The 13,680-nt window shown below is 63.1% G+C and carries 13 protein-coding genes; 9 read left to right on the forward strand and 4 right to left on the reverse strand.

From position 1 onward, the window contains the following. The first annotated feature begins 235 nt into the window (after positions 1-235). The 4 genes from prpB to H7A77_RS04105 all read left to right on the forward strand — a co-directional run bounded on the left by prpB (position 236) and on the right by H7A77_RS04105 (position 4,534). The gene (gene prpB / locus H7A77_RS04090) at positions 236-1,126 is read left to right on the forward strand and encodes a methylisocitrate lyase (RefSeq protein ID WP_043137053.1); all 891 of its coding nucleotides are present in this window, start codon (positions 236-238) and stop codon (positions 1,124-1,126) included. 33 nt (positions 1,127-1,159) lie between these two features. Further along, on the forward strand, positions 1,160-2,323 hold the full coding sequence (gene prpC / locus H7A77_RS04095) for a 2-methylcitrate synthase (RefSeq protein WP_015377141.1): 1,164 nt from the start codon (positions 1,160-1,162) through the stop codon (positions 2,321-2,323). Positions 2,324-2,373: 50 nt separating this feature from the next. Beyond that, on the forward strand, positions 2,374-3,825 hold the full coding sequence (locus H7A77_RS04100; RefSeq protein WP_147823035.1) for a bifunctional 2-methylcitrate dehydratase/aconitate hydratase: 1,452 nt from the start codon (positions 2,374-2,376) through the stop codon (positions 3,823-3,825). A gap of 79 nt (positions 3,826-3,904) precedes the next feature. Beyond that, complete coding sequence (locus H7A77_RS04105) at positions 3,905-4,534, forward strand: LysE family translocator (RefSeq protein WP_046896927.1); 630 nt, start codon at positions 3,905-3,907, stop codon at positions 4,532-4,534. Here H7A77_RS04105 and H7A77_RS04110 read toward each other — a convergent pair. Next, positions 4,531-5,370 (reverse strand): helix-turn-helix transcriptional regulator, encoded by an 840-nt coding sequence (locus tag H7A77_RS04110; RefSeq protein ID WP_046686666.1) that lies wholly within the window; start codon positions 5,368-5,370, stop codon positions 4,531-4,533. The genes H7A77_RS04105 and H7A77_RS04110 overlap by 4 nt on opposite strands. A 99-nt stretch (positions 5,371-5,469) precedes the next feature. On the opposite strand from H7A77_RS04110, the gene H7A77_RS04115 reads away from it, so the two are divergent. From H7A77_RS04115 to H7A77_RS04130, 4 genes are read left to right on the forward strand one after another with little or no spacing between them, the layout of a single operon-like run. Beyond that, positions 5,470-6,894, forward strand: a complete 1,425-nt coding sequence (locus H7A77_RS04115; protein ID WP_182073859.1) for an MFS transporter — start codon at positions 5,470-5,472, stop codon at positions 6,892-6,894. Between the two features lie 57 nt (positions 6,895-6,951). Further along, complete coding sequence (locus H7A77_RS04120; protein ID WP_033650546.1) at positions 6,952-7,581, forward strand: FMN-binding negative transcriptional regulator; 630 nt, start codon at positions 6,952-6,954, stop codon at positions 7,579-7,581. 37 nt (positions 7,582-7,618) lie between these two features. After that, the gene (ybiB, locus tag H7A77_RS04125; protein WP_033642380.1) at positions 7,619-8,578 is read left to right on the forward strand and encodes a DNA-binding protein YbiB; all 960 of its coding nucleotides are present in this window, start codon (positions 7,619-7,621) and stop codon (positions 8,576-8,578) included. Positions 8,579-8,624: 46 nt separating this feature from the next. Then, on the forward strand, positions 8,625-10,481 hold the full coding sequence (locus H7A77_RS04130; protein ID WP_182073860.1) for a M3 family metallopeptidase: 1,857 nt from the start codon (positions 8,625-8,627) through the stop codon (positions 10,479-10,481). A gap of 62 nt (positions 10,482-10,543) precedes the next feature. Here the strand turns inward: H7A77_RS04130 and H7A77_RS04135 are convergent, their stop codons facing one another. The 3 genes from H7A77_RS04135 to H7A77_RS04145 form a co-directional block, all read right to left on the reverse strand. Continuing rightward, entirely contained in the window at positions 10,544-11,179 is a 636-nt protein-coding gene (locus tag H7A77_RS04135; protein ID WP_182073861.1) for a carbonic anhydrase, read from the reverse strand. 286 nt (positions 11,180-11,465) lie between these two features. Then, positions 11,466-11,726, reverse strand: a complete 261-nt coding sequence (locus H7A77_RS04140; protein WP_015377148.1) for a YdgH/BhsA/McbA-like domain containing protein — start codon at positions 11,724-11,726, stop codon at positions 11,466-11,468. A 167-nt stretch (positions 11,727-11,893) separates the two neighbouring features. Further along, entirely contained in the window at positions 11,894-12,523 is a 630-nt protein-coding gene (locus tag H7A77_RS04145; protein ID WP_047025039.1) for a flavin reductase family protein, read from the reverse strand. Positions 12,524-12,641: 118 nt separating this feature from the next. Here H7A77_RS04145 and rlmF point away from each other — a divergent pair, with 118 nt between their 5' ends. Beyond that, on the forward strand, positions 12,642-13,607 hold the full coding sequence (gene rlmF / locus H7A77_RS04150; RefSeq protein ID WP_167325058.1) for a 23S rRNA (adenine(1618)-N(6))-methyltransferase RlmF: 966 nt from the start codon (positions 12,642-12,644) through the stop codon (positions 13,605-13,607). Positions 13,608-13,680: the final 73 nt, after the last annotated feature.

The following is a 13,680-nucleotide window of genomic DNA, read 5'->3' on the forward strand; positions in this document are numbered from 1 at the left end:
CCGAATGAAAGTGGCTGCATTAGGTGTAGCCTTGTTTCAGTCATGTTTCAAATATGCCGACTGAAACCGCGATTGAAACGTTAACTGAAACGTTTTTTATCGCTTGGTCTGCCCAATGGCGATGCGAATTTTATAACTCACTTATTTTTATCGCTTTTAATTTTTTCCTCGCCAAAGTGCAACCTGGCCCGCCCCTTGCTCTATCTGTTCCATCTAGCTAATTGGAGAGAACGTCATGACGCTGCGCTCACCCGGGCTCGCCTTTCGTCAGGCCCTGAGTAAAGAAAAACCCTTGCAAATCGCCGGCGCGATCAACGCCAACCATGCCCTGCTGGCCCAGCGGGCGGGGTTCCAGGCCATCTATCTTTCCGGCGGCGGCGTGGCGGCCGGTTCGCTGGGGCTGCCGGACCTGGGGATTTCGACGCTGGACGATGTGTTGACCGATATTCGCCGCATCACCGATGTCTGCCCGCTGCCGCTGCTGGTGGATGTCGACAGCGGTTTCGGCGCATCGGCGTTCAACGTCGCCCGCACGGTGCGCTCGGTGAGCAAGGCCGGGGCGGCGGCGCTGCATATCGAAGATCAGGTCGGCGCCAAGCGCTGCGGCCATCGGCCCAATAAGGCCATCGTCTCCACCGAAGAGATGGTGGATCGCATCAAGGCGGCGGTAGATGCGCGCAGCGATCCGGACTTCGTGATCATGGCGCGCACCGATGCGCTGGCGGTGGAGGGGCTGGAGGCGGCCATCGAGCGCGCTCAGGCTTACGTGGCGGCCGGGGCCGACATGCTGTTCCCGGAAGCGATTACCGAGCTGGGCATGTACCGCCGCTTCGCCGAAGCGACGCAGGTGCCGATCCTCGCCAACATCACCGAATTCGGCGCGACGCCGCTATTCACTACCGAGGAGCTGCGCAGCGCCCGGGTGGATATGGCGCTGTATCCGCTGTCGGCCTTCCGGGCGATGAATCGGGCGGCGGAGCGGGTGTACCGCGCCCTGCGCGAAGAGGGCACGCAGAAAAACGTCATCGACACCATGCAGACCCGCAACGAGCTGTATGAAAGCATCAACTACTATTTGTTCGAAGAGAAACTCGACGCTCTGTTCGCTCGCCAACGCGACGAATAAGCGCCATTCACGCAGAAGCCAAATGAGGACAGTATGAGCCAAGCGATCCCCCCGCAAAGCCCGACTGGCGTTAAGCCGAAAAAATCTGTGGCGTTATCCGGCGTGCCCGCCGGGAATACCGCGCTGTGTTCCGTAGGGCGCAGCGGCAACGATCTGCACTACCGCGGTTACGACATTCTCGACCTCGCGCGCCACTGCGAGTTTGAAGAGGTCGCCCATCTGCTGATCCACGGCAAGTTGCCCAACCGCGACGAACTTCATGCCTACAAGCAGCGGCTCAAAGCGCTGCGCGGCCTGCCCGCCAGCGTGCGCACGGTGCTGGAGGCGCTGCCGGCGGCATCTCACCCGATGGACGTGATGCGCACCGGCGTTTCGGCCCTCGGCTGCACGCTGCCGGAAAAAGAGCAGCACGGCGCGGCCGGCGCGCGCGACATCGCCGACCGGCTGCTGGCGTCGTTGGGATCGATGCTGCTCTACTGGTATCACTACAGCCACAACGGCGAGCGCATTCAGCCGGAGACCGACGACGATTCCATCGGCGGCCACTTCCTGCACCTGCTGCACGGCGCAGCGCCTTCCGCCAGCTGGGAGCAGGCGATGCACGCGTCATTGATCCTGTACGCCGAGCATGAATTCAACGCCTCGACCTTCGCCGGCCGGGTGATCGCCGGCACCGGATCCGATGTCTATTCGGCGATCGTCGGCGCCATTGGCGCGCTGCGCGGGCCGAAGCACGGCGGCGCCAACGAGGTGTCGCTGGAGATCCAGCAACGCTATGAAACGCCGGACGAAGCGGAAGCCGACATTCGCCGCCGCATCGACAACAAAGAGGTGGTGATCGGCTTCGGGCACCCGGTGTATACCGTCTCCGATCCGCGCCATCAGGTGATCAAAGAGATCGCGCTGCGCCTGTCGCAGGAAGCGGGTGCGATGAAGCTGTATGACATCGCCGACCGGCTGGAAAGCGTGATGCGCGACACCAAAAACATGTTCCCCAACCTCGACTGGTTCTCGGCGGTGTCTTACCACCAGCTGGGGGTGCCCACCGAAATGTTCACGCCGCTGTTCGTCATGGCGCGCGTCAGCGGCTGGTCGGCGCACATCATCGAGCAACGGCAGGACAACAAAATCATTCGCCCGTCCGCCAACTATACCGGGCCGGAAGCGCGAGCCTTCGTACCGCTGGATCAGCGCTGAGCGCCGGTCGTTATCGTGTTGTTTTCACTCTGGAGCCTTTGGGAATCATGATGCTTGAGTCTGCCAATACCCGCCGTCCGCCGTTCGATCGCGAAATGGTCGATATCGTCGATTATGTGATGAAAGAGGCCGTCGATACCCCGGCGGCGTACCGCACCGCCCATTATTGCCTGCTCGATACCCTCGGCTGCGGGCTGGAGGCGCTGAGCTACCCGGCCTGCAAGAAACTGATGGGGCCGGTGGTGCCGGGCGCCGAGGTGCTGAACGGCAGCCGGGTGCCCGGCACCCGTTTCCAGTTGGATCCGGTGCAGGCGGCGTTCAATATCGGCGCCATGATCCGCTGGCTCGACTTTAACGACACCTGGCTGGCGGCGGAGTGGGGCCACCCGTCGGACAACCTGGGCGGGATCCTGGCGGTGGCCGATTGGCTCTCTCGCCAGGCGGTGGCGGCGGGCAAAGCGCCGCTGACCATGCGGCAGGTGCTGATCGCCATGATCAAGGCGCATGAGATCCAGGGCTGCCTGGCGCTGGAAAACGCCTTCAACCGGGTAGGGTTGGATCACGTGCTGCTGGTGAAGGTGGCGTCCACCGCGGTGGTGGCGCAGCTGCTCGGCCTGAGCCGCGAGGCGATCCTGAACGCGGTGTCGCTGGCGTGGGTGGACGGGCAGTCGCTGCGCACCTACCGCCACGCGCCGAACGCCGGCACCCGCAAATCCTGGGCGGCGGGGGATGCGACCGCCCGTGCGGTGCGGCTGGCGCTGATGGCCGCCACCGGTGAGATGGGCTATCCCTCGGCGCTCACGGCGCCGACCTGGGGATTCTACGACGTCTCGTTCAACGGCAAACCTTTCCGCTTCCAGCGGCCATACGGCGCGTATGTGATGGAGAACGTGCTGTTTAAAATTTCGTTCCCGGCGGAGTTCCATGCCCAGACCGCCGTGGAGGCGGCCATGACGCTGCACCGCCAGATGCAGGCCGCCGGCAAAACCGCCGCCGATATCGCCAGGGTGAGCATCCGCACCCACGAGGCCTGCCTGCGCATTATCGACAAGCAGGGGCCGCTGGATAATCCGGCGGATCGCGATCACTGCATTCAGTATATGGTGGCGATCCCGCTGCTGTTCGGCCGGCTGACGGCGGCGGATTACGAGGACCGGGTGGCCGAAGATCCGCGCATCGACGCATTGCGTAGCAAGATACATTGCCATGAAGATCCCGCCTTCACGCGCGATTATCACGATCCGGAAAAACGCTCGATAGCCAATGCGCTGACGGTGGAGTTCGCCGACGGCAGCCGTCTGGATGAGGTGGCCGTGGAGTATCCTATCGGCCATGCGCGGCGGCGCGAAGAGGGCATCCCGCTGCTGATCGAGAAGTTTAAAACCAACCTGGCGCGCCAGTTCCCGGCCCTGCAGCAGCAGCGCATTCTTGAGGTGTCGCTGGACCGGCAGCGGTTGGCGCAGATGCCGGTCAACGAGTATCTCGATTTGTGGGTGATCTGACGCGAGCGGCGCTGACAAGCCAGGTCGGCGTCGCTATGATGAACGCTCCATCCCCGTCCGTCTTCTTATCAGGTGATTCATGATTGATGCCGCAACGCTGTTGTTGTTTTCCGGTGCCTGCGTGGCGCTGGCGCTGACCCCCGGCCCGGATATGCTGCTGATCGCTTCGCGCAGCGTCAGCCAGGGGCGGCGGGCCGGTTTCGCTTCGCTGGCGGGCATTCAACTCGGCACTTACTGCCATGCGCTGGCGGCGGCGCTGGGGTTGTCGCAACTGTTCGTCGCGGTGCCGCTGGCTTACGACGCGGTGAGAATGTTGGGCGCAGCCTATCTGCTTTATCTGGCGTGGAAAACGCTGCGATCCGGCAGCAGTCTGCAGGCTTCCGCCGGGTTGCAGGCGGTACCGACGGCGCGCATTTTCCGACAGGGGCTGCTGACCAACATCCTCAACCCGAAGATGGCGCTGTTCGTGCTGGCGCTGTTCCCGCAGTTTATCGATCCGCGCGCCGGTTCGGTGGTGGTGCAGATGCTGGCGCTGGCGACGGTGCTGAATCTGGTCGGCTTGCTGATTAATGGCGGGGTGATCCTGGCGGTCAGCGGCATGAAAAGCCGTTTCGCCGGCCGCCGTTTCAGCGCCCGCTGGCCGAACTACCTGCTGAGCGGCGTGTTCGCCGGGCTGGCCTGCAAACTCATTTTCGACAGCCGTCGTTAATCCTCGCGCAGCAGCGCTTCAAACGCCGCGCTGGCCGGTTCGTCCGGCAGCGCGCTGTACATCACCAGCCGCAGATGGTTTTCTTCGTCGACGATGAAAGAGGCGTGGTCAAAGGTGACCGGGCCGATCTCCGGGACGACGAAGCTGCGCCGCCCCTGACAGCGTCCGTGAATGTCATGCTGCCGCCAGAGCCGGCGGAACGGCGGCGACACCCGCTCCAGCGCCTGCACCCGTTGGCGCATCACCTCATCCTCCGGCGCGCGGGCGTAGTCGCGACGGAAGCTGGCCAGGATTTGCGGCGCCTGCGCCTGCCACTCCAGCAGGCGCTCATTAAGCTGCGGATCGGCAAACAGCATCCACAACATGTTGCGCTCTTGCGCCGGGCGCTCGCCGATGGCGAACAGCCGCTGCGCCGCCGGATTCCAGGCGATGATGTCCCAACTCAGGTTCATGACGTAGGCCGGCCGCAGCGCCAAATCGTCCAGCAGACGCCGCACCAACGGCGAAACCTGGCACCACTGATGCCCAACCGGCACCGGCGGGCGCTGATGCGCCAATAAGAACAGGTGGTAGCGGCCGGCGGCGTCGAGCTGCAGCACCCGCGCCAGATTTTCCAAAAACGTCACCGACGCATTGATTTCCCTGCCTTGCTCCAGCCAGGTGTACCAGGTGAGGCCGACGCCGGCCAGCGCCGCCACCTCCTCGCGCCGCAATCCCGGCGTGCGGCGGCGGCTGCCGCTCGGCAAGCCGACCGCCTCTGGCGACAGTTGTTCTCGCTTTTGCCGCAGAAAATCCCCCAGTTCGTGGCGGGTGCGTTCGAGGGTGCGTGGGGGCATGTCGGCCGTCCTGTTGCTGTCAGTAATAGTATAAATGGCTATATAGTAACAGTTTAAACCTTGTTCCATACTGCGGCCATCATAATCTCTGGAGGTGGTATGGAACATTCATTATCTCGTGAGCGGCGAGGGCTGCCCGGCCTGCCGGTGCTGCTGTTGGGCGGTTTCGTCACGGTGTTCGATCTGTTCGTGGTCAACGTGGCGGCGCCGGTGATCCAGCGGCAGTTCGCCGCCGATTTCGCCGGGGTCGGTTTGATCGTCGCCGGTTACGAGCTGGCGTTTGGGGTGCTGTTGATCGCCGGTGGGCGCCTGGGCGATCGCTTCGGGCGTCGGCGCTTGTTCAGCCTCGGCATGCTGGGATTCACGTTGAGCTCCCTGCTGTGCGGGCTGGCGGGATCGCTCATCCTGCTGATCGCCGCGCGTATTCTGCAGGGGGCGACGGCGGCGCTGTTGTTCCCGCAAATTTACGCCTTGATGCGGGTGCTGTACGCGCCGCAACAGCGGCGGCGCGCCTTCGCCTGGCTGGGCATGACGCTGGGGTTGGCGGCGATCTTCGGCCAGATCCTCGGCGGATTTATCATTGAGGCCAACCTGTTCGGCAGCGGCTGGCGCATGATCTTTTTGATCAATTTGCCGATCGGCGCACTGGCGCTGTGGGCGGCGCGGCGCATTCCCGAATCGCGGGTGGCGCAGGCGCAGCGGCTGGACGGCGTTGGCCTGTGGCTGGCGGCGACCGGCCTGTCGCTGTTGCTGCTGCCGCTGCTGGAAGGGCCGGCGCGCGGCTGGCCGTGGTGGATAGCGCCGATGTTGGCGTTGGCGATGCTGACGCTGTGGGGCTTCCTGCGTTGGGAGCGGCGTCTGGCGCAGCGCGGTGACGATGCGGTGCTCGATCCGGCGCTGTTTCGCCAGGCGGGTTTCGCGCCGGGTATGGCGGTGGTGCTCGCGATTTATGCCACCGCCTCCTCGTTTTTCTTGTGTTTCGCACTGCTGCTGCAGGCGGGGGCGGGGCTGACGCCTTTTCAGGCGGGCAGCCTGTTCGCCCCGGCCAGCGCGGCCTTTATGTTGGCCTCGATGCTGGCGCCCCGGTTGGCGCAGCGGTGGGGCAACGGCGTGCTGAGCGTGGGCGTGGCGATTTACGCCGCCGGGTTGGCGCTATTGATGGCGCAGGCGCTGTGGGGTGAGGCGCTGGCGCATCCGCTGCGGCTGCTGCCGGGGTTGGTGATTCTGGGATTCGGTCAGGCGCTGAGCATGACGCCGCTGCTGAATCTGGTGCTGGGTTTGGCGCAGGAGCGGCAAGCGGGGATGGCGGCGGGTCTGGTCGCCACCGTGCAGCAGGTGGGAGGCGCGTTGGGCATCGTGGTCAGCGGCGTCGGTTTTGTGCCGCTGTTGGCGAGCGGCGGCGCGGCGGAGCGCTATGCCCAGGCCTTTGCCGGCGCCATGGTATTTAATCTGTTGGCGATGGGCGTGGCCCTGTTGTTGTTAAAGCGGATCACTCGAAATACTCAGAAAGCGGATCTTAAGTAGGCCGCCGGCGGGTGCTTTACTGTCGTCATCATGAGAGCGCGATAAGGAGCCCCACTGATGTTTCAACCCGCCGCATTTCGCGAAGACGATCTGGATGCCCAACTGGCGTTGATCCGCGCCCACCCGCTGGGGCTGTTGGTCAGCCACGGCGAGCACGGATTGACGGCCGACCCGCTGCCGTTTGTGGCTGATGTCGAGCAGGGGCAGCTGCGGCTGCGGGCGCACCTGTCGCGCGCCAATGAGCACTGGCGGCGGTTGCGGCACGCCGCGGAATGCCTGGTGATCTTTCAAGGCCTGGAAGGTTATGTGTCGCCAGGCTGGTACCCGAGCAAACGCCAGACCGGCAAGGTGGTGCCGACCTGGAATTACAGCGTGGTGCAGCTTTATGGCGTGCCGACGGTGACGGACGATCCGGCCTGGCTGCGCCGCCAACTGATCGCTCTTACCGCGCAGCAGGAAGGGCGACGCCCGGAACCCTGGCGGCTCGATGATGCGCCGGCCAACTACATCGCCGCGCAGCTTAAAGGCATCGTCGGCATCGAGATCGCCGTCACCCGGCGTGAAGGCAAATGGAAGATGAGCCAAAACCGCAGCGCCGACGACGCCGGCGGGGTCATCGCCGGGCTGCGCGAGGGCGATGACGCGCAGCGGCGGCTGGCGCAGGAGGTTGAGCGGCGGCGCGGATAGGGTATGCTAACTGAAGGGCAGCCAGGGGAACCTTCGGATGGATTACACCAAAATTATCAAAGAAATAGGCCGCGGCAAAAATCATGCGCGCGACCTGGATCAACAGACCGCTTTTCAACTGTATCAGGCGATGCTGGCCGGGGAGGTCCCCGAACTTGAGCTGGGCGGCATTCTGATCGCGCTGCGCATCAAGGGCGAAGCCGAAGAGGAGATGCTGGGGTTCTACCAGGCGATGCAGCAGCAGGTATTGTCGCTGCAGGCGCCGCAAGGGCGCCCGCTGCCGGTAGTGCTGCCGAGCTACAACGGTGCGCGCAAGCAGGCCAACCTGACGCCGCTGCTGGCGCTGCTGCTGGCGAAAGTGGGCCTGCCGGTGGTGGTGCACGGCGTCCTGGACGACAGCACCCGCGTGACCAGCGCCGAGATTTTCCGCGCTCTGGGGCTGCCGTGGTCGGAACAGGCCGCTCACGCCCAGCGGCGTCTCGATAACGGCGAGGCGGTATTCATGCCGGTTTCCACGCTGTCGGCGCCGTTGGCGCGGCAGCTCGGATTGCGTTGGCGCATGGGGGTGCGCAACAGCGCCCATACGCTGGCCAAGCTGGCGACGCCGTTTGGCGAACAGGATGCGTTGCGCCTCGCCAGCGTCTCACATCCGGAGTATGTTGGCCGGGTGGCGTCGTTTTTCCGCCAGATCGGCGCCCGCGGGTTGCTGATGCACGGCACGGAAGGCGAGGCCTACGCCAACCCGCTGCGCTGCCCGCAGATTCACCACATCGTTGGCGGCGAACAGCAGGTGCTGCTGGAGCGCACCTTGCCGGATGAAACACCGGCATTGCCGGCGGCGAAAGACGCGGAAACCACCGCGCGCTGGACTGAACGCTGTCTGGCGGGCGAGGTGGCGATCCCGCAGGCCATCCAGCGGCAGGTCGCCTGTTGCCTGGTGGCCGCCGGCGAGAGCGAGACGCTGGAGCAGGGGCTGCAGCGCCTGCGTCAGGCCTAAGCGCGACTATACTGGGATATTTCCTCATCGGCTGAGAAGGACGGTTATGCAACAGGCTCTCGATTACTTCAATCAATTGAACCAGGATTACCTCGACGTTCACCGCGCCAAAGAAGAGCTGTTCTGGCAAAACTACATGGGCACCGGCGATGAAGACGTCTCGGCGCGCTTTTCCGCCGCGGAAAGCGCCTATAAGCGCTTCGTCGCCGAACCGCGCCGGCTGGCCGAGATCCGCAGTCTGCTTGCCGGGCTGGAAGCGCTGCCGCAGGAGGCGCAGCGCGATGCGCTGATCCATGGTCTGCAAGGTTGGCTGCGTTTCTTCGACTGCAACGCCATTGAAGACTCGCAGGCGCAGGCGCTGTTGGATCAAATCATCCACGCCGAGTCCGATCTCTACTCGCGCCGCAAGGGCTATCAGGTCACGCACCTGAACGCCGACGGGCGGCGGGTGGCGGCCTCGCTCGGCGAGCTGTTGACCAACCAGGCGACCAACCCGAATGAAGACTCTCGCCGCAGCTCGCAGCAGGCGCTGCGCGATTTGGAGCAATGGCTGCTGCATAACGGCCTGCCGGAGCTGATCGGCCTGCGCAACCGCTTTGCGCGCCAGATGGGCTATCGCAACTACTTCGATTACAAGGTGAACAAAACCGAGCGCATGACGCCGGAGCAGCTGTTCGCCATTCTGGATCGCTTCGAGCGGGAAACCCGCGCGGCCAACGCGCGCAGCCTGCGGCAGCTGGCGGCCGACAAGGGCGACCAGGCGCTGGAGCCGTGGAACGTACGCTTCGCCAGTGCCGGCGACGTTACCCGTCAACTGGATCCTTACTTCCCGTTTTCTCGTTCGCTGGAACGCTGGGTCGACAGCTTCAAACGTCTGCACATCGGTTTTGGCGGCGCCGAGATGAATCTCGATCTGCTGGTGCGCAAAGGCAAGTTTGAGAACGGCTTCATGCACGGCCCGGTGCCGCCGTTTGTGCGCCAGGGGGAATGGGTGCCGGCGCGCATCAACTTCACCAGCCTGGCGCAGCCGGGGCAGGTGGGCAGCGGCGCTTCCGGGCTCAACACCCTGTTCCACGAGGGCGGCCACGCGGCGCACTTCGCCAACATCCGCCAGAATGCACCGTGCTTCTCGCAGGAGTTCCCGCCGACCTCGATGGCCTATGCCGAAACCCAGTCGATGTTCTGCGACAGCCTGCTGGACGACGCCGACTGGCTGAAACGCTATGCGAAAAACGCCGCCGGCGAAGCGGTGCCCGATGCGCTGATTGAGGCCGGCATCGCGGCGCGCCAGCCGATGCGCGCGTTCAACGAACGCCATATCCTGCTGGTGCCGTACTTCGAGTGGGCGTTGTATCAGTGGGATGACGAGCAGCGCACGCCGGAAGCCATCACCGCGCTGGCGCGCGAGGTCGAGCAAAAGATCCTCGGCATCAGCGGCAGCCCGCGCCCGACGTTGGCGATCCCGCACCTGCTGTCGCTGGAGTCCGCCTGTTCCTATCAGGGTTATCTGCTGGCGATGATGGCGGTGGAGCAAACCCGTCACTTCTTCCTGCAGCGCGACGGTTACCTGACGGACAACCCGGCCATCGGCCCGGATCTGGCGCAACACTACTGGTTGCCGGGCAACAGCGTCAGCCATGACGACACGCTGCGCAGCCTGACCGGCGAAGGGTTCAATCCGGACTATCTGGCGCAGGCCTGCAACCAGACGGTGGCGCAGGCGTGGCACGAGGCGCAGCAGACGATGGCCGCCGCGGCCAAGCGCCCGCAGCCGCCGGCAGATTTCGATTTGCAGGCGCACATCCGGGTGGTGGATGGCGAGACGGTATTGGCGGACAACGCTGAGGGTGACGACCGGATGTGCCGCGACTTCGCTGCGGCGATAGAGGCGCGCTTGGCTTAAGGCGGATAATAAAATCCACGCCGCGGCGTGGATTTTATTTAATGGCTAAACCGGACGCTATTTTATTCGAAATAGACGTCGGGATTATCGGCCAAAGACACGAAGCTCTTGGTGTTTCTATCCAGCGTGCGAATTTCGCCGCTTTCGATGTCGTACACCCAGCCGTGCAGGCGCAGCCCGCTGTTGCGCAGACCCACCGCCACAGAAGGGTGGGTTTTGATATTATTTAGCTGAGCAATAACGTTCTCTTCGACCATAGCGTTAACTTTGTCTGTTTCGCTATTCCACGTTTTCTTCTCGACCACCGCTTTGGCCGCATCCGCGTAGTGCAGCCAGTGAGCTACCGCAGGCATGGGGTCGAGGCACTGGCAGGACGCGATAGCCTTCATGGCGCCACAGTTCGAGTGGCCACAAATCACGATATCGGTAACCCTCAACGCCACCACTGCATACTCGATGGTGGCAGAGACGCCGCCCGGCTCCGGGCCGAAGGAAGGGACGATGTTGCCGGCGTTACGGATAACGAAAAGCTGCCCAGGTTCTTGCTGTGTGACCAGCTCGGGCACTAAACGGCTGTCAGAGCATGAGATAAACAGCGCTTTGGGATTTTGGCTGGAGGCAAGGCTGCGGAACAGTTCCTTGCGCTGCGGGAAAATCTCTTTCTGGAAACTGAGGAAACCTTCAATGATATGTTGCATACAACGCTCTCTGCATCTGTAGTCTGCGTAACATGATAATCATCCTCTCCCGTTAGTCCAGCTATGGGCAGGTAAAAAAATGTGTGTGCAAACCCCCCGCAAACCCCATTGAATACAGGGTTTCTGCCTGTTGGCGACAGAATTTTCCGGCTCGTTTACGCATGGGGGCTGACGAAGCTGACGATAGGAAAATAGCTGTCGTACCCATTCAGCGCTGACGTACGCGAACATAAAAAAAGCCCGCCGGGGTGATAGCCGGCGGGCTTTTTGACGTCTGGGGCGGCGATTATTTGTAGATAACCGCGGTGGCGTGCATCAGGTTATTGCCGCTGGTGGAGGTGATGGTGAAAGCCTTGGCGCCCGCCGCATCGGCTTTGGCGGCCAACTGGGATTTCAGGCTGCTCAGGTCGGTCGCGCCGCTGGCGACGATCACGCCGGCTTTTTCGAATTGGGCGGCATCCTGCGCGCTGACGTGTTCAGCGGCGAAAGTGGTGAAAGAAACGGTAGCCAGAGCAATAGCAGCAGCAAAAGTTTTGATGGTTTTCATGTTCGTCATTCCTGTCAAAGCGGATTAGGGAGAAAGGGAGTGCCTTTCGATGGGAAGATTATTGCGCAGGAGAAGACGTGATGAAATCGGAGAGTGTTGATAGTTTTGTTCAGATTTTTTGATTGTTAATCCCCCCGTTTACATCCGAGATAAACGGGGGGAGGCGATCAGCGCGTCGGGCGCGTCAGATCGAAACGGTGCTGCTCGGAAATGCCGTAGTAGGCGCTCGGGCCGCCGGCGCGCAGGATCGGTTCGGCGGCGGCGGTCTGGTAAACGCCGTGTTCATCCAGCAGCGCCGGATCGAGATGCACCGCCACCACTTCGCCCAACACCAGCCAGGTCTCCACCTGTTCCCCGGCGGCGGTTTGCAACTGAATGCATTGGGTCAGGCGGCATTCGAAGTTCACCGGGCTTTCGGCCACGCGCTCGGCTTTGACCCGACGCCCGGGCAGCGGCGTGACGCCGGCGAAGGCGAATTCGTCCTCACCGCGCGGCAGGGTGATGGAACTGTTGTTCATCGCTTCCGCCAACGGGCGCGTCGCCAGGTTCCAGACGAACTCGCCGGTTTCCACGATATTCGCCACGCTGTCTTTCCAGCCGGTGCTGGCGAAACCGATGATGGGCGGGCGGTAGTTGAAGCAGTTGAAAAAGCTGTAGGGCGCCAGATTACGCAAGCCGGCGGCGCTGCGGGAAGAGATCCAGCCGATGGGGCGCGGGCCGACGATGGCGTTCAGCGGATCGTGCGGCAGGCCGTGGCCGGCGGCGGGTTCATAATAATAACGAGATTCACGGCTCATGGGGGCCCCTGTGGCAATCGATGAAGCTTTCATTGTGCCGGGTTTCCCGCCGCTGCGCCATTCCGGGCCGGATGTGTTATCTTACGCGCCGGAAATACCTTCAAGAGAGCCCGTCACGGTGGAAAAAAAGAAAACCTTCCCGCAGCAGAAAAGCGGCCTGCATCCGCGCAACCGTCATCGTTCGCGCTACGACTTCCCGGCGCTGATCGCCAGCTGCCCGGCGCTGGCGCCGTTCGTAAAACCGAACGCCTGGGGCGATGTCTCGGTGGACTTCGCCGATCCGGCGGCGGTGAAAATGCTCAACCGTGCGTTGCTGCAACACTTTTACGGCATCGAACACTGGGATATTCCGGCTGATTACCTGTGCCCGCCGATCCCCGGCCGCGCCGACTATCTGCACCACCTGGCGGATCTGCTGGCGACCAGCAACGGCGGCGAGATCCCGCGCGGCAAGGGCGTGGCGATCCTCGACGTCGGCGTCGGTGCCAACTGCATTTACCCGATCGTCGGCCTGCGCGAATACGGCTGGCGTTTCACCGGCTCCGAAATCGATCCGGTGTCGCTGAACGCAGCCAAAATGATCGTCGAGATGAACCCGACGCTGCGCAACAGCGTGCGTCTGCGGCTGCAAAAACAGCCTGAACTGATTTTTAGCGGCATCATCGGCGCGGCCGAGAAATTCGACGCCACTCTGTGCAACCCGCCGTTCCACGCGTCCGAGCAGGAAGCGCGCGCCAGCACCCGCCGCAAGCTGCATAAATTGGGCAAAGGGGAAGTGGCCGACAAGCCGGTGCAAAACTTCGGCGGCAAGAACAACGAGCTGTGGTGCGAAGGCGGCGAAGAAGCCTTTGTGCGCAAGATGGTGGAAGAGAGCGTCAGCAAGGCCAATAACTGCCTGTGGTTCACCTCGCTTATCTCGAAAAACACCACGTTGCCGGCCATCTACCATGCGCTGAAAGTGGCGGGGGCGGCCGAGGTGCGCACCATCGAGATGGCGCAAGGGCAGAAGATCAGCCGCTTCGTCGCCTGGACTTTCCATGACGCCGAGCAACAGGCCGCCTGGGCAGCCGAACGCTGGCGTTAATCTTCCCGGCGCCGGTTATCCTGCCGGCGCCGACAAAAATCCGCATTTTACCTTTCAATTTTCATCACTTACG

Source organism: Serratia sp. ME47 (assembly GCF_903970925.1).
Taxonomy (GTDB): Bacteria; Pseudomonadota; Gammaproteobacteria; order Enterobacterales; family Enterobacteriaceae; genus Serratia; species Serratia ureilytica.